We start from the raw sequence: 15,426 nt of genomic DNA, 5'->3' as shown, positions 1-15,426 counted from the left end.
GGTGGTGGGTTCCGCGTCTGTGTATCTGAATCCGGCGGTGTCGTATTAATCTCTATGATAATACGCTCCTGCTCAGGAGGCCGGCGGTCGCCGCTGCCCTCAATGAGCAGCGCCATAATCAGAAACAGCAGGAACGTTACCACAGCACCGATAATTAACGATGATAGGAAACGTACCATAATTAGTTATTCTCCCCAGCCACAGTAATTACTAGCGATGGGTCAGCTACTTTAATCTGGTCCATAACTTCCATTACTATACCGTGCTTCGCTTCTTTGTCTGCCTGAATGATAATAGTATCAGTTGGCGATTCAGCTCTTAAGCGTTCGATGTTTGCTGCAACCCGCTCAACATCTACCGGGCGCTTATCCATCCACACTTCACCGTTAGCACGAATTGCAATAAAGATTGTTGCACTTGGCTTTTTGGTGGCCTGGGTCGCTTCAGGTTTGTTGACATCAATACCGGCCTCTTTCACGAAAGAAGTGGTAACGATAAAGAAGATCAACATAATGAAAACGATATCCATCATCGGCGTGATGTCGATTGCGGCTTCTTCGTCTTCGCGTATACGTTTACGTGCCATAAAATTCTCTCTTAATGATGCGGTAAGCTGTCAACGAGATCTGCTTTTTCCCGTTTAACCTTAACTTCCAGCCGCGAACTGAAAAATACACCCGACAACGCCGCAACCATACCGGCCATTGTTGGAATAGTTGCCATGGAAATACCCGCCGCCATAGTGCGTGGGTTACCGGTACCTTGGGTGGCCATAATATCAAACACCGCAATCATACCCGTCACCGTTCCAAGCAGACCCACTAATGGGCACATTGCAACTAATGTCTTTATCAGTAACATTCTTTGATCGAGTTTGTCCGTTGCTTCGGAAATCCAGCAATCACGGATCTTATGCGCATACCAGGAAGTTGTATCTTCCCGGGCATCCCACTTGGCAATAATGTCCCGTTTAGTTTTCGGGAATATTGCCGTGACATACCAGTAGCGCTCAATCATCAATACCCACATGAAGAAGAGCACTGCGGCGACAACGTACAGGACGTTGCCTCCCGTATGGATAAAATCCTGAACCGATTCCCACAGCCCTAGTAGCTGGAGCATCATTAGGCTTTCTCCTTCTCCGCGTGAGCAGCAACAATACCAGCGGCTTGCTCATCCAGAACTTGCAGAATAGATTTAGCACGAGATTGTACGATGCTGTGTGCAAACAACAGTGGCAATGCAGCAATCAGACCCAGTGCAGTGGTAACCAAGGCTAAAGAGATAGAACCTGCCATTAACTTCGGATCACCCGTACCGTACAGTGTGATTTGCTGGAAGGTTAAGATCATACCGATTACCGTACCTAACAGACCCATCAAGGGTGCAACAGCAGCCAACAGTTTGATTAAACCAATACCACGGTCCACTTTTGGTGTTTCGCGCAGGATAGCTTCGTCTAACTTAAGCTCCAGGTTTTCAACGTCTGAGTCTTTGTTATCATGGTAAACTTTTAAGATACGACCCAATGGGTTGTTAGTAGAAGGATTGCCTGGGTTTTTCAGCTGTGAGCGCATTTTTGCACCAACTGCAGATAATACTAGAATACGCTCTAGCGCAATCAGTAAGCCGATGGCCAGTAATACAGTGATTAAGTAACCAACAGTACCACCTTCGTGGAAGTATTCAATTAAGGTAGAACGCTGCTGGTTTAAGCGTAATAGCGAGTTGCCTTTGGTTGGGTCAACATACAGGCTGGATAATTCACCAGCGCGAGTGCTGTTGAAAGCCGCTACCGAGCTTTGAATTTTAGACTGTGGTGCACGACCTAATGGCTGGATTTGGTCAGTATCAACGTTACGGATCAGATAATCAGTAGCCGTTGTTAAATGGAAAGCACCAAAACGTGTTACACGTTGTGTAGAACTACCACCTGCCAGCTCAACCACTTCAGCATCAAACTTGGCAATCTTACCTGACTCAGTCATCTCGGTCAGCATCGCTACCCATAGCTCTTCCATCTGCTCGATGGTTGGTAACTCAGTAGCTGCAGCGATTTCACGCAGCACTACATCACGACCAGGATATTGGGCGCTGATAATAGAGCTAGAGATAGTACCTACGGTCTTGTTCGCAGTTTGACGAACCACACCGAATACTTCACCCATAGTACCCAGGGCACTTTGTAATTCTTGTTGCTTTTGCGCAATCAGAATATCGTTTTGCGCGTATTGCTGTTGTAAACGCTTACCACGAGCTTCTTCATCTGCTAATTGCCGCTTTGCGGTATTTAACAATGCTTGTTTGTCAGCACGTTCTGCCAGGAAAGCACGCTCACGTTCCTGATTAACACGGCCTTCAACAGTACGTTGTTGTTGGATTTGTTGTAACAACTGATCCAATTTTTGGGTATTTGCTGTCGCGTTAAACGCTAAAGAAGCAGATAGAGTAACTGCCGCAGCGACGACTAAATTTTTAATTGCCAATTTCATCTATTCTTACTCCGCTGCGAAAAGTGGTACGCGGTCCATTTCAAGCGTGGCTTCACGACGTGCCATCTTGATAAAGTTACCGATTGAAGGTATGTATGATGCTGCTAAACTTTCCCAGCTACCAGTACCTTTGTTATATACCCATGCAGCGCTGTTATCTAAAGCAACAGCCATCAGAGCTAAACGGCCTAAATGCACGAAATCAACAGTGATGTCGTTACCGCCTAGTGCTAAGGTGCCTTGGAAAGCAGCTAGCTCTGTGCCGTAGCCCATTTCAATTTCATAAGCTTCCAGGATTTGACGGAATTGCTCAGAACGTTGTACGTCTGAACGGCTCATTAAATCACGTAAACGTTCAATACGCTCTAAACGGCGATCGGTACGTAATGGGATATCAGCCTTAACAAACTGCTCCAGTGAATCAATCATCCGGAACATTAATGGCACCGTACCTTGGTTGGTCTTTTCCAGACCATCAATTTGGCGCTGAATGCGATCAATTTGACGTTGTTGGTCAGCAACTAAAGTAGCTAAGAAATCGTTGTAAACTTTCAGGTTGTCAGTTTGATCAACGACAACACGATATTCACCCAACAGTTCCTGAGTCTGTTCGTAAATAGTATTAATTTTTTCTTGAGACTGTACTGCGGCGCGCTGAATTTGAGTATTAGCCTGATGCAGATCTTTTAGGTCTGTTGCTGCGGCTGAGCCAGCCAAGGCAAAACTGCCCGCCAACGCAGAGGCAACAAGACTCATGTGGATTTTTTTATTAAACATAGTTCCCAACCAATTATTGCTGATTAACGTAACCTGATGTTATAAGGGTCGCCGTTTAACAACGACAGCGGACCCTCGATTTAGAGGGTAAACCGTCCGCATCATTACAGGTAAAAAGCCTGTTGTCAACAGACAGAAAGGCCTACAACACCTGTATTAGTGCGGCTTATTGTACGGTTTAGCACCAATTGTAAACTCGGTTAAACGCCAAGACGTTTTTGTTTAACCGGGATTTTGCACTTTGGTTATTTTATATTTGGCGTCAGTTTACCCGAAACATATAAATCAACCATCGTATCCAGTGACAAGGGCTTAATTTTACTGCCTTGTCCGGCACAGCCAAAGGCTTGATACCGGGCAATACAGATATCAGACATTGCCTTTACTGATTCTTGTAAATATTTACGCGGATCAAACTCAGCCGGGTGTTTTGCCAGATACCGGCGAATCGCGCCAGTGGAAGCTAAACGTAAGTCAGTATCAATATTGATTTTACGTACACCATACTTAATGCCTTGCTGAATTTGCTCTACCGGTACGCCATAAGTTTCCGGAATAGCACCGCCATATTCGTTAATTATTTCTAACCAATCTTGTGGTACGGATGACGAACCATGCATCACCAGATGGGTATCTGGAATGCGCTGATGGATGGCTTTAATGCGATCAATCGCTAAAATATCATCTGTTGGTGGCCGACTGAATTTATAAGCACCGTGCGAAGTACCACAAGCGATAGCTAGCGCATCTACCTGGGTTTCCCGTACGAATTGTGCCGCTTCTTCCGGATCCGTTAACATTTGATCATGCGTAAGCTTACAATCTGCACCAATACCGTCTTCCTCACCTGCTTCACCGGTTTCCAGTGAACCCAGGCAACCTAATTCACCTTCAACCGAGACACCACAGGCATGCGCTATTTCAACGACTTTACGCGTTATATTGGCGTTGTAGGCATAATCCTTGGGGGTTTTACCATCTTCACCCAAAGAGCCATCCATCATAACGGATGAAAAACCCATTTGAATCGCACGCTGACATACTGCCAGTGAGGTACCGTGATCCTGATGCATCACCACAGGGATATGCGGGAATTCCTCTACTGCGGCCAAAATAAGATGACGCAAAAAAGGTGCTCCGGCATATTTTCTTGCGCCAGCGGAAGCTTGCACTATTACCGGACTGTCGGTTTTATCGGCAGCTTGCATAATAGCGCGCATTTGCTCCAGATTATTCACGTTAAATGCTGGAACGCCATAACCAAATTCGGCGGCGTGATCCAGCATCTGCCGTAATGATATCAGTGCCATGAGATCCTCTCTATTTTGTAGGTACAGTTTTTAAGATATAGACCCTTAGCGCTTGATGCTGCAGCGGTGTTAGCTGCAACAGCAAGGTTTTGGGTATTTGTGTTATTATTTTTATGAATTTTGCGCGCGTTCTTCTAAAATTGCCACCGCGGGTAAGGTTTTTCCTTCCAAAAATTCCAGAAATGCACCACCACCGGTAGAAATGTACGAAATTTGCGCTGCCACGCCATATTTATCTATCGCGGCTAAGGTATCACCGCCGCCAGCAATGGAAAACGCCTCACTCTTTGCAATAGCTTCTGCAATGGCTTTGGTCCCGGCTGCAAATTGGTCAAACTCAAACACACCGACAGGACCGTTCCAAACAATAGTGCCAGCCTGTTTTAGAATAGCTTTTAATTCCGCGATACTGTCTGGACCAATATCAAATACCATATCGTCATCGCTGATCGCATCTACTGCTTTTAAACTGGCAACCGTATCCGCACTAAAAGCCGTTCCCGTTACCACATCGGTTGGCACCGGAATATTGCCACCACGCGCTTTTGCTTGCGCCATTAAGCGTTGTGCTTCTGGAATTAAGTCGTTTTCACAAAGTGATTTGCCCACATTATGGCCATTAGCGGCAATAAAGGTGTTGGCAATACCGCCGCCCACGATCAGCTGGTCAACAATACCCGAAAGCGATTCTAACACCGTTAGCTTGGTAGACACTTTTGAACCACCAACGATGGCCACCAAGGGACGTTTTGGATTTTTTAAAGCCGCAGCCAGTGCATCTAATTCCGCTGTTAACAAGGGGCCAGCACAGGCAATAGGCGCATATTTAGCGACACCATGAGTAGAGGCTTGCGCGCGGTGCGCGGTACCAAAGGCATCCATTACAAACACATCGCACAAAGCCGCCAGTTTTTGCGCCAGCTCGTCGTTATTTTTGCCTTCGCCTTTATTAAAACGGACGTTTTCAAAGACGGCCACTTCACCAGTAGCAACCTCTACGCCATCAAGATAATCTGCAACCAGACGAACCGGCGCAGTTAAAGCTTTTGCTAAATAGTCTGCCACGGGCTGCATGGAAGCTTCTGCATCAAATACGCCCTCTTCTGGCCGGCCTAAATGTGACATCACCATCACTTTGGCACCTTTACTAAGCGCCAGTTCAATAGTGGGTATAGCGGCTTTTAAGCGCGCATCTGAGGTAACCACGCCGTTTTTTATCGGCACATTAAGATCTTCGCGAATTAATACTCTTTTACCGCTGAGTGCAAGCTCAGCCATGCGAATTACAGACATTAGTTTTCTCCCTTCTAAAAAACCTTATTGCGCCATAACAAAGGCGGTATCCAGCATACGATTGGCAAAGCCCCATTCGTTATCACACCAGACTAAGCACTTTACTAAACGTTTATGACTGACTCGCGTTTGCGAGCCATCGACAATACACGAGTGCGGATCATGATTAAAATCTACCGATACCAACGGCTCTTCGGTGTAATCCAGGATCCCCTGCAACGCCGCTTGACTGGCTTCACGCAATGCCCGGTTAATATCATGGATGCTGACATCCTGATGCAGCGTAACACTTAAATCCATTGCCGTAACATTTAACGTAGGTACCCGCACGGCAATCGCTTCAAAGCGGCCCGCTAAATGCGGCATAATGCGTTCAATCCCTAGTGCCAACTTGGTATCGACTGGGATAATAGAATGGCTGGCAGCACGGGTACGACGCAGATCCGGATGATAAGCATCAATCACTTGTTGATCATTCATCGAGGCATGAATAGTGGTAATGGTACCGCTCTCCACCCCAAAATGCTGATCCAGCACCTGAATCACCGGCACAATACAGTTAGTGGTGCAAGAGCCTGCCGACAGTACCTGCATTTCCTGGGTTAACAGCTGTTGATTGATACCAAAAATAATAGTGGCATCAATATCGGCTGCTGCAGGGTGTGAGAACAAGACTTTTTTCGCGCCTGCCGCCAAATGCCACTGGGCATGTTCACGGCTATAAAATACGCCGGTACATTCTAAGACAATATCGACGTCAAGCTCTTGCCAGGAAAGCTCTAGCGGATCGGCTTCAGCAAATAAGGCGATCTTATCGCCGGCAACACTGATCCCACCAGGATAAGACTGCACTTTTTGCGCAAAGCGACCATGGGAACTGTCGTATTTTAATAAGTGGGCAACGCCTTCAGCGTCGGCAAGTTCATTGATTGCCACTACCCGAAAACGCTGTTGCCAGCCATTTTCATAAATTGCCCGCAAGATATTGCGACCAATACGGCCAAAACCGTTTATTGCCAGTTTAATTGTCATAGACTTCAATAAAAAAATGGGCTCGCAACGAGCCCATTAAGCTTAATTTAAGCCAGCAGCTCGTGCGCTGCGGCCAGCACGTTTTCGGTGGTAATACCAAAATAAGCAAATAATTGCTCGGCAGGTGCGGATTCCCCAAAGGTACTCATACCGATAACTTTACCCTCTAAGCCAACATACTTGTACCAAGTGTCCATAATGCCCGCTTCAACCGCAATACGTTTAGTTACCGTTGCAGGTAATACCTTAGCACGGTAGGCGGCATCTTGCTGCTCAAACACATCGGTTGATGGCATAGAGACTACCCGCACAGCCTTACCCTCGGCCTGTAATTGTTTAGCGGCTTGCATGGCCAACTCCACTTCAGAACCCGTGGCGATAATAATTAGCTCTGGTGCGCTATCGCTGTCTAACAACACATAGCCGCCACGTTTAATGTCGGCCAGCTGTTGGGCTGTCCGGCTTTGCTGTACCAGATTTTGCCGGGTAAAAATTAAGCTGCTAGGACCATCAGCACGCTCAATGGCTTGCTGCCAAGCCACAGCGGACTCTACCTGATCACAAGGACGCCAGTTCATTAAATTTGGCGTTACCCGCAAGCTGGCTAATTGCTCTACCGGCTGGTGCGTTGGGCCATCTTCCCCCAAACCAATGGAATCGTGGGTGTAAACAAAGATAACGCGCTGCTTCATCAAAGCAGCCATGCGCACCGCATTACGCGCATATTCCATAAACATTAAGAAGGTTGCGCCATAAGGTACAAAACCACCATGCAGGGCAATACCATTCATCATGGCTGACATACCAAACTCGCGCACACCGTAATATACATAGTTGCCTGAGGCATCAGCAGCCGTTAACGGTTTTGAGCCCGCCCAAATGGTCAGGTTAGAACCGGCTAAATCGGCAGAACCGCCCATAAATTCTGGCAATAAGGGGCCAAAGGCATTTAGGGCATTTTGCGAGGCTTTGCGAGTAGCAATAGTCGCAGAATTGGCTTGCAGTTTTTCGATATAGGCTTGGCTTTGCTCTGCCCAGTTTGCTGGTAAGGTACCGCTATAGCGGCGGCTAAACTCGGCAGCTAAAGTAGGGTGCGCTTTGGCGTAATCGTTAAACAGGTTTTGCCAGGCTTGCTCGCGCGCTGTACCTGCGGTTTTCGCATCCCAATCGGCATAAATATCCGTTGGAATATCAAAAGGCGCATGCGGCCATTGCAAAAACTCGCGGGCCGCGGCAATTTCAGCATCACCCAGTGGTGCACCATGGCAGTCATGGCTACCACCTTTATTCGGCGAACCATAACCGATGACGGTTTTACAACAAATTACGGTAGGCTTATCGGTTACTGCACGCGCTTGCTCAATTGCCGCTTTAACGGCGTCAGCGTCATGACCATCAACATTAGCCACCACATGCCAGCCATAGGCTTCAAACCGCGCTGGGGTGTTATCGGTAAACCAGCCTTCCACATGACCATCGATAGAGATACCGTTATCATCCCAAAACGCAATCAGCTTACCTAAACCCAGGGTGCCGGCTAAAGAGCAAGCCTCATGCGAGATCCCTTCCATTAAGCAGCCATCACCTAAGAACACATAGGTGTAATGATCAACAATATCAAAGCCAGGCTGGTTAAATTGGGCAGCCAATGCTTTTTCGGCCAGCGCCATACCTACTGCATTAGTAATGCCCTGGCCTAGTGGCCCCGTAGTGGTTTCTACACCTGGTGCATAGCCATACTCTGGATGGCCAGGCGTTTTAGAATGTAACTGCCGGAATTGTTTTAAGTCGTCGATACCCAGTTCATAGCCGCTTAGGTGCAATAAAGAATATATCAGCATAGAGCCATGACCGTTCGATAACACAAAGCGATCGCGATCAGCCCAGTTAGGATTTTGCGGATTATGCTTCAGGTAATCACGCCAGAGCACCTCGGCAATATCCGCCATGCCCATAGGGGCGCCGGGATGGCCCGATTTTGCTTGTTGTACGGCATCCATACTTAAGGCACGGATGGCATTGGCGAGTTGTTTACGAGATGGCATGTTCACTCCTGGGGTAATAAGCTAAAAGTGTGCAGATTTAATGTTTTTACTCTTTATTTGTGCGCTATTTTCACTCAGTCGACCTAAGATGGCAAATGTTAATCTCTGGCCAGGCCTTTATTTTCCTGTGGGCTGATCTGATTGTCCCTGTTTGCGTAAAAAACGGAAAGAAAGACGTCTGGGCGTCAAATAATTCTGGTATTCGCCCGCGAATTTCTCTAAAATTGACGGCTATTTTTGGCGCCTGGTACTTTGCGAAGGCAGTTGTTAAGACCAACGAGTGTTTATTACACCTTGGCTTAATTGCATAGCAAATGGCGCCTTTTGTATTTTTGTATTGGCGTACTCCGCTTTAACTAACGTGGTGGAAAACAACAAATGGCACAACATATTTTCACGTCTGAGTCGGTATCTGAAGGTCATCCGGATAAAATTGCTGACCAGATTTCTGATGCAGTATTGGACGCAATCTTAGCGCAAGATAGCAAGGCGCGTGTTGCTTGTGAGACCTTTGTCAAAACCGGTATGGTGTTAGTAGGTGGTGAAGTGACTACCTCAGCCTGGGTTGATATTGAAGAGCTGGTACGTAAAACCGTACGCGAAATTGGTTATACGCACTCTGATATGGGTTTTGATGCCGATTCATGCGCAGTATTAAACGCTATTGGTAAACAATCACCGGATATTAACCAAGGTGTTGATAAGGCTGACCCGCGTGAGCAAGGCGCAGGCGATCAAGGTTTAATGTTCGGCTACGCCAGCAATGAAACTGATGTGTTAATGCCGGCTCCTATTACTTATTCACACCGTTTAGTGCAGCGCCAGGCGCAAGTGCGCAAAGACGGTACTTTGCCTTGGTTACGCCCCGATGCCAAATCACAGCTCAGCTTTATTTATGAAGATGGCAAGCCTGTGGGTATTGATGCTGTTGTATTGTCAACTCAGCATTGTGACACTATCAGCACGGCAGACCTTCGTGAAGCGGTAATGGAACACATCATTAAGCCGGTATTACCAGCAGAATGGTTAACCAGTAACACTAAATTCTTTATCAACCCAACGGGCCGTTTTGTGATCGGTGGCCCTATGGGTGACTGTGGTTTAACTGGCCGCAAAATTATCGTTGATACCTACGGTGGTATGGCCCGCCATGGTGGTGGTGCCTTCTCGGGCAAAGATCCATCAAAAGTTGACCGTTCAGCCGCGTATGCCGCTCGCTATGTCGCGAAAAACATCGTAGCTGCTGGCTTAGCAGATCGCTGCGAGTTACAGGTATCTTATGCTATTGGTGTAGCAGAACCTACCTCAATTAGCTTGGAAACCTTTGGTACCAGCAAACTGTCTGAAGATGAATTAATTAAATTAGTGCGTGAGCATTTTGATTTACGCCCCTATGGCTTAATCGAAATGTTAAAGTTAGAGCGCCCAATTTACTTACCAACAGCGGCTTATGGCCACTTTGGCCGCGATGAGTTCCCGTGGGAACAAACCGACAAAGCTGAGCTGCTGCGGCAGTATGCTAAGTAAGCAGTTTGCTTAAAATATGTAATTAAGGAGAGCCTGGCTCTCCTTTTTGTTATTTTAATTTGGCATTAATACAAAATTGCCGCTTAACTGCGGCACAGTTTTGTGTATGATTATGACCACGCTGTACCTTCCAGGGTCACTCACTGCAACAGTGAGTACACAATAAAAAAATAAAAAAGGATATGTTATGTCTGAACAAACCGCAGCCACTAACAATGGCTGGATGAATCGTGCGCTCAATACCATCGAGGTGGTAGGTAATAAATTACCGGATCCTGCTGTGTTGTTTGCGCTACTGATGGTGATTGTCTGGGGGATGTCCTGGTTATTCTCTGGCATGACCTTTAGCGAAATCGATCCGCGCACCGGCCAACAAATTCAAATTGTTAACTTATTATCGGGTAATGCCCTGACAACTTTTGCCTCCAATATCGTCACAACCTTTGTTAACTTCCCCCCCTTAGGTGTGGTTTTAGTGGCTATGTTAGGCTTGGGTGTCGCGGAATATACTGGCTTTATTAATGCGGGTTTACGTTCTATTTTAGCGGTTACGCCAGCGACCTTTCTTACTCCGGTATTAATTGCCGTGGGTGTATTAAGTCATGTTGCGGTAGACGCCGGTTATGTCTTAGTTATTCCCTTGGGCGCGGTGATCTTCTATGCCGCAGGTCGTCATCCGTTAGCGGGTATTGCTGCTGCCTTCGCGGGTGTATCGGGTGGGTTCTCGGCAACCTTCTTTGTGCCCTCCAGTTTAGATCCTTTGCTGGCGGGCATGACTCAGGTCTCTGCCCAAATACTCGATCCAACAGTAATTATTAACCCGCTTAATAACTATATTTTCACTACCGCATCCACCGTGTTAATAGTAGTAATAGGCTGGTTTTTAACCGACAAAGTGATTGAGCCGCGCTTAGCCAAAACCAAAGTGGATGGCGATACCTCACAAATGATCACTATGGAAGCGTTGAGTACGCAAGAACGCAAAGGGTTACGTGCTGCTGTGACCTCCATGTTTGTGGTAGCCTTGTTACTTGCACTAAGTATTGTTTTGCCGGCCGCGACCCCCTGGGCAGCACCTGCTGAACAAGTTGCTGAAGGGATGAATCCGTTACTGGTTGCCGCTTCCCCATTAATGAAATCTATCGTTACATTGATCTTAGTGTTCTTCCTGGTACCCGGTATTGTCTATGGCTATGTCTCAGGCTCGGTAAGCAATCACCGTGATATTATCAAAGGCATGAGCCATGCCATGAGTGGCATGGGTTATTACATTGTTATGGCGTTTTTCTGTGCGCTGTTCTTATATGCGTTTAACCAGTCTAATCTGGGTACACTGCTTGCGCTTAAAGGTGCCAACGCCTTAAAAGCCATGGGTTTACCGCTAGCGATGACCTTGGTGGGTATCGTGTTTTTATCCGGTTTTGTTAATTTAGTGGTCGGCTCTGCTTCTGCCAAATGGGCGCTAATTGGCGCCATTATGGTGCCTATGTTGATGGAGCTGGGTATTTCGCCAGATTTAACCCAAGCGGCCTATCGGGTAGGTGATTCATCTACTAACATCATTACGCCCTTATTGCCGTATTTCCCACTGATTGTGGTGTTCTGCCAAAAATATGTGAAAAATAGCGGTATTGGTACCTTAGTCGCCTTAATGCTGCCCTACTCTATTGCGATGCTGCTGCTATGGACCGCCTTTTTGCTGGGCTTCTGGGCATTGGACATTCCACTTGGCTTGGGCGCATCATACGACTATATCCCAGCTCGCTAAACGGCGTTTTAACAAACTTAGACAAGGCCCTGCGGGGCCTTTTTCAGCGGTGGCGAAAAGCTGCTAATATCAACGTTTTTACTCTTAATGATAACGCTATGCGAACTGTACGAATTTATCACCCCGAGCCAATCCAAGTAGGCACCACCCTACTGTTAGCTGAAGATGCCGCCAATCACGTTGGCCGGGTACTGCGGATGCAAAATGGGCAGCCGCTGCAACTGTTTAATGGCGACGGCAATAACTACACCGCTATCATTACCGAAGTGAGCAAAAAGCAGGTTCAGGTTCGTATTGATAACGTAGCTGCGAATCCAGTGGAATCACCGTTACGTATTCATCTTGGTCAGGGTATTTCCCGGGGCGACCGGATGGACTTTGCCATTCAAAAAGCGGTAGAACTGGGCGTAACCGAAATTACCCCACTCTTTACCGAGCGCTGTGGCGTAAAGCTGGACGGTGAACGTCTGGCAAAGCGCAACGAACAATGGCAAAAAATTGCCATTAGCGCCTGTGAACAAAGTGGTCGTAGCGTGGTGCCGACGGTACATCCAGCCATTAGCCTGGCGCACTGGTTAGCACAACCCACAAAAGAATTAGCACTCACCTTGGATCCACGGGCCAGTGCCACCATTAAGACCTTAGCACCGGCAGCGGCTATTCGCTTGGTCATTGGCCCAGAAGGTGGCTTCACCGACTATGAGGTGGCCATCACCGCCACAGCTGGCTTTAACGGTATTCAACTAGGGCCGCGTATTTTACGCACCGAAACGGCCGCTTTAACAGCGATCAGTGCCCTGCAATTGCAATTTGGCGATCTTGCCTGAGGATAACTATGAGCGCGATTAAACTTGGTATTGTGATGGATCCCATCAGCCAGATTAACATTAAAAAAGATTCCAGCTTTGCCATGCTATTGCAGGCACAAGAACGCGGCTATGAAATCCATTATATGGAAATGGCTGATTTATATCTGCTACAAGGTCAGGCCCGCGCCCGCAGTAAAATCTTAAAAGTGCAGCAAGATTATCAACGCTGGTATCAGTTTGATACCGAGCAGGATATCGCGCTAAGTGACTTACAGGTGATTTTGATGCGCAAAGATCCGCCTTTTGATACCGAGTATATCTACGCTACCTATATGCTGGAGCGGGCCGAGGATGCGGGCACACTGATTATCAATAAACCGCAAAGCCTGCGTGACGCTAATGAGAAGCTGTACACCAGTTGGTTTAGTCACTACACGCCCAAAACCCTGGTTAGCCGTGATGCTAGCCGCTTAAAAGCCTTTTATCAGCAAGAGCAGGATGTTATTTTAAAACCTTTAGATGGCATGGGTGGCGCTTCTATCTTCCGCTTAAAACCAGATGATGCCAATGTTAGCGTCATTATTGAAACCCTTACCGAGCATGGTCAGCGCTATGCCATGGCACAACGCTTTATTCCGGAAATTAAAGACGGTGATAAACGTATATTGGTAGTAGACGGCGAACCTGTGCCATACTGTTTAGCACGGATCCCGGCATCCGGTGAAACTCGCGGTAATCTGGCAGCAGGTGGTCGCGGTGAAGCGCGCCCTTTGTCTGATTCTGACTGGGCTATAGCCAGAGCTATCGGCCCTACCCTTAAAGCGAAAGGCTTAATCTTCGTCGGTTTAGATGTAATCGGCGATAAATTAACTGAAATCAATGTTACCAGTCCAACCTGTATTCGGGAAATTGAAGCAGCTTTCCCGGTCAGTATCACCGGTATGTTGTTTGACGCCATAGAACAGCGCCTGGCAACACGCTCAACGCAGTAAGCTTGAAGTCAATAGTTTCTAGCGGAGGTTGTATGCAAGGATTTCAGAACCATTTTTTAATTGCGATGCCAGCATTGGATGATCCGATGTTTAAACGCAGTGTGACCTATATTTGCGAACACAACGAAGAAGGTGCTATGGGGATCGTCATTAACCATCCCCTTAATGTCAAAGTTGCTGATTTACTTGAGCAACTAGAAATTGCTTATGATGCGAAAAGCCCAGCGGCCGCTATTAATGTTTGCGCGGGTGGTCCGGTGCAAAGCGATCGCGGCTTCGTGCTGCATACCGCTAAACCCGGTTACCATAGCAGTATGTCGCTGGAAAACGGCTTAATGGTCACCACCTCAAAAGATATCTTAATTGATCTGACCACCGAGCGCGCACCGGAGAAATTTATTTTGGCACTGGGCTATGCCGGTTGGACTGCCGGGCAGTTAGAACAAGAGATTATTGACAATAGCTGGCTGGTGATCCCGGCTGAGAATCATATTATCTTTGATCTGACCCATGCCGAGAAATGGCAATCTGCTACTGCCACTATGGGCATCAAACCCTGGCAATTAACTAATGAGGCTGGCCACGCTTAATGCAACATCGCACCATTTTATGTTTTGATTATGGCACCAAAAGTATTGGGGTAGCCGTTGGCTCGGAATTAACCGGCAGCGCTACCCTGCTAGCCGCGTTAAAAGCCCGTGATGGCATCCCGGATTGGGAGCAAATCGAGCGTTTAATTAAAGAGTGGCAACCGCAACTTTTACTAGTCGGCTTACCGCTTAATATGGACGGCAGCGAGCAAGAGTTTACCGTGCGTACCCGTAAATTTGCTAACCGTTTACATGGTCGCTTTGGCCTGCCCGTTAGCCTACACGATGAACGCTTATCGACAGCTGATGCACGCAGCCGTTTATTTGCCGAAGGCGGTTATCGTAATTTAAGTAAAGATAAAGTCGACAGCTTATCAGCACAAATTATCTTTGAGGGCTGGTATGAACAACGTGACTAAGCCAGAAATTCCACTTGGGTTTTACCAACACTATAAAGGTCGCTACTATCAGGTTATTGCTTTGGCGCAACATAGTGAAACACTGGAGTGGCTGGTGATGTATCGTGCCCTGTATGGTGATTATGGTCTTTGGGGTCGCCCCGCCAGCATGTTTATTGAAAATGTCGAGATAGCCGGTGAATTAATCCCGCGCTTTCAGTTTTTGAGCACCGAAGCGCCGGCTGGGGTGGCGCTGGCACCAGTAATTTAAGCAGTAGTTAAACTGAATAGCGCTAAAGCAGCAAAACGGCCACTGGGTTAACTTGCGCAGCAAAACCAGCTTATATCAGAAAGTGAAGGGAACAGGGGCAATCTGCTGCCCCTAATCAGCAT

The 15,426-nt window shown here is 47.3% G+C and carries 15 protein-coding genes and 1 pseudogene; 7 read left to right on the top strand and 9 right to left on the bottom strand.

Going from position 1 to position 15,426, the window contains the following annotated elements:
* From IE163_RS17990 to tkt, 9 genes and pseudogenes are all read right to left on the bottom strand, one after another.
* Nucleotides 1–179: pseudogene (locus IE163_RS17990) on the bottom strand (energy transducer TonB); the annotation flags it as partial.
* 2 nt (nucleotides 180–181) lie between these two features.
* Nucleotides 182–586: an ExbD/TolR family protein gene (locus IE163_RS10185; RefSeq protein ID WP_189432865.1), complete on the bottom strand. Its 405-nt coding sequence runs from the start codon at nucleotides 584–586 to the stop codon at nucleotides 182–184.
* Between the two features lie 11 nt (nucleotides 587–597).
* Nucleotides 598–1,122: a MotA/TolQ/ExbB proton channel family protein gene (locus IE163_RS10180; protein ID WP_189433001.1), complete on the bottom strand. Its 525-nt coding sequence runs from the start codon at nucleotides 1,120–1,122 to the stop codon at nucleotides 598–600.
* Nucleotides 1,123–1,124: 2 nt separating this feature from the next.
* Nucleotides 1,125–2,492: a MotA/TolQ/ExbB proton channel family protein gene (locus tag IE163_RS10175; protein WP_189432863.1), complete on the bottom strand. Its 1,368-nt coding sequence runs from the start codon at nucleotides 2,490–2,492 to the stop codon at nucleotides 1,125–1,127.
* A gap of 6 nt (nucleotides 2,493–2,498) precedes the next feature.
* Nucleotides 2,499–3,269, bottom strand: a complete 771-nt coding sequence (locus IE163_RS10170) for a DUF3450 domain-containing protein (RefSeq protein WP_189432861.1) — start codon at nucleotides 3,267–3,269, stop codon at nucleotides 2,499–2,501.
* 245 nt (nucleotides 3,270–3,514) lie between these two features.
* Nucleotides 3,515–4,579, bottom strand: coding sequence for a class II fructose-bisphosphate aldolase (gene fba, locus IE163_RS10165; protein ID WP_189432859.1), 1,065 nt, complete (start codon nucleotides 4,577–4,579; stop codon nucleotides 3,515–3,517).
* A gap of 111 nt (nucleotides 4,580–4,690) precedes the next feature.
* Nucleotides 4,691–5,872, bottom strand: a complete 1,182-nt coding sequence (locus IE163_RS10160) for a phosphoglycerate kinase (protein WP_189432857.1) — start codon at nucleotides 5,870–5,872, stop codon at nucleotides 4,691–4,693.
* Nucleotides 5,873–5,896: 24 nt separating this feature from the next.
* Nucleotides 5,897–6,904, bottom strand: a complete 1,008-nt coding sequence (gene epd, locus IE163_RS10155; protein ID WP_189432855.1) for an erythrose-4-phosphate dehydrogenase — start codon at nucleotides 6,902–6,904, stop codon at nucleotides 5,897–5,899.
* Nucleotides 6,905–6,951: 47 nt separating this feature from the next.
* Nucleotides 6,952–8,949: a transketolase gene (gene tkt, locus IE163_RS10150; RefSeq protein WP_189432853.1), complete on the bottom strand. Its 1,998-nt coding sequence runs from the start codon at nucleotides 8,947–8,949 to the stop codon at nucleotides 6,952–6,954.
* Between the two features lie 378 nt (nucleotides 8,950–9,327).
* Between tkt and metK the strand changes: the two genes are divergently transcribed.
* The 7 genes from metK (at nucleotide 9,328) to IE163_RS10115 (ending at nucleotide 15,304) form a co-directional block, all read left to right on the top strand.
* Nucleotides 9,328–10,476: a methionine adenosyltransferase gene (gene metK / locus IE163_RS10145; protein ID WP_189432851.1), complete on the top strand. Its 1,149-nt coding sequence runs from the start codon at nucleotides 9,328–9,330 to the stop codon at nucleotides 10,474–10,476.
* Between the two features lie 187 nt (nucleotides 10,477–10,663).
* Complete coding sequence (locus IE163_RS10140) at nucleotides 10,664–12,244, top strand: AbgT family transporter (protein WP_189432849.1); 1,581 nt, start codon at nucleotides 10,664–10,666, stop codon at nucleotides 12,242–12,244.
* Between the two features lie 98 nt (nucleotides 12,245–12,342).
* Nucleotides 12,343–13,071 carry a 16S rRNA (uracil(1498)-N(3))-methyltransferase gene (gene rsmE / locus IE163_RS10135; RefSeq protein ID WP_189432847.1) on the top strand — a complete coding sequence of 243 codons (729 nt, stop codon included), beginning with the start codon at nucleotides 12,343–12,345 and terminating at the stop codon, nucleotides 13,069–13,071.
* Between the two features lie 8 nt (nucleotides 13,072–13,079).
* Nucleotides 13,080–14,045, top strand: coding sequence for a glutathione synthase (gene gshB, locus IE163_RS10130; RefSeq protein ID WP_189432846.1), 966 nt, complete (start codon nucleotides 13,080–13,082; stop codon nucleotides 14,043–14,045).
* A gap of 32 nt (nucleotides 14,046–14,077) precedes the next feature.
* The gene (locus tag IE163_RS10125; RefSeq protein ID WP_189432844.1) at nucleotides 14,078–14,635 is read left to right on the top strand and encodes a YqgE/AlgH family protein; all 558 of its coding nucleotides are present in this window, start codon (nucleotides 14,078–14,080) and stop codon (nucleotides 14,633–14,635) included.
* Entirely contained in the window at nucleotides 14,635–15,054 is a 420-nt protein-coding gene (ruvX, locus tag IE163_RS10120; protein WP_189432842.1) for a Holliday junction resolvase RuvX, read from the top strand. The genes IE163_RS10125 and ruvX overlap by 1 nt, the downstream gene beginning before the upstream one ends.
* Nucleotides 15,038–15,304, top strand: coding sequence for a DUF1653 domain-containing protein (locus IE163_RS10115; protein WP_189432840.1), 267 nt, complete (start codon nucleotides 15,038–15,040; stop codon nucleotides 15,302–15,304). Before ruvX ends, IE163_RS10115 begins: the two co-directional genes overlap by 17 nt.
* The last annotated feature ends 122 nt before the right edge of the window (nucleotides 15,305–15,426 follow it).

The sequence above is a fragment of the Alishewanella longhuensis genome (genome assembly GCF_014653435.1).
GTDB classification, from domain to species: domain Bacteria; phylum Pseudomonadota; class Gammaproteobacteria; order Enterobacterales; family Alteromonadaceae; genus Alishewanella; species Alishewanella longhuensis.
Note: the sequence above shows the minus strand (reverse complement) of the source record. Positions and strands in the feature narration are given on the sequence as shown.

What these genes read in the sequence shown, in the direction of transcription:
- IE163_RS10185 (WP_189432865.1), bottom strand. Translation starts at nt 586, where the DNA reads ATGGCACGTAAACGTATACGCGAAGACGAAGAAGCCGCAATCGACATC.
- IE163_RS10180 (WP_189433001.1), bottom strand. Translation starts at nt 1,122, where the DNA reads ATGCTCCAGCTACTAGGGCTGTGGGAATCGGTTCAGGATTTTATCCAT.
- IE163_RS10175 (WP_189432863.1), bottom strand. Translation starts at nt 2,492, where the DNA reads ATGAAATTGGCAATTAAAAATTTAGTCGTCGCTGCGGCAGTTACTCTA.
- IE163_RS10170 (WP_189432861.1), bottom strand. Translation starts at nt 3,269, where the DNA reads ATGTTTAATAAAAAAATCCACATGAGTCTTGTTGCCTCTGCGTTGGCG.
- fba (WP_189432859.1), bottom strand. Translation starts at nt 4,579, where the DNA reads ATGGCACTGATATCATTACGGCAGATGCTGGATCACGCCGCCGAATTT.
- IE163_RS10160 (WP_189432857.1), bottom strand. Translation starts at nt 5,872, where the DNA reads ATGTCTGTAATTCGCATGGCTGAGCTTGCACTCAGCGGTAAAAGAGTA.
- epd (WP_189432855.1), bottom strand. Translation starts at nt 6,904, where the DNA reads ATGACAATTAAACTGGCAATAAACGGTTTTGGCCGTATTGGTCGCAAT.
- tkt (WP_189432853.1), bottom strand. Translation starts at nt 8,949, where the DNA reads ATGCCATCTCGTAAACAACTCGCCAATGCCATCCGTGCCTTAAGTATG.
- metK (WP_189432851.1), top strand. Translation starts at nt 9,328, where the DNA reads ATGGCACAACATATTTTCACGTCTGAGTCGGTATCTGAAGGTCATCCG.
- IE163_RS10140 (WP_189432849.1), top strand. Translation starts at nt 10,664, where the DNA reads ATGTCTGAACAAACCGCAGCCACTAACAATGGCTGGATGAATCGTGCG.
- rsmE (WP_189432847.1), top strand. Translation starts at nt 12,343, where the DNA reads ATGCGAACTGTACGAATTTATCACCCCGAGCCAATCCAAGTAGGCACC.
- gshB (WP_189432846.1), top strand. Translation starts at nt 13,080, where the DNA reads ATGAGCGCGATTAAACTTGGTATTGTGATGGATCCCATCAGCCAGATT.
- IE163_RS10125 (WP_189432844.1), top strand. Translation starts at nt 14,078, where the DNA reads ATGCAAGGATTTCAGAACCATTTTTTAATTGCGATGCCAGCATTGGAT.
- ruvX (WP_189432842.1), top strand. Translation starts at nt 14,635, where the DNA reads ATGCAACATCGCACCATTTTATGTTTTGATTATGGCACCAAAAGTATT.
- IE163_RS10115 (WP_189432840.1), top strand. Translation starts at nt 15,038, where the DNA reads ATGAACAACGTGACTAAGCCAGAAATTCCACTTGGGTTTTACCAACAC.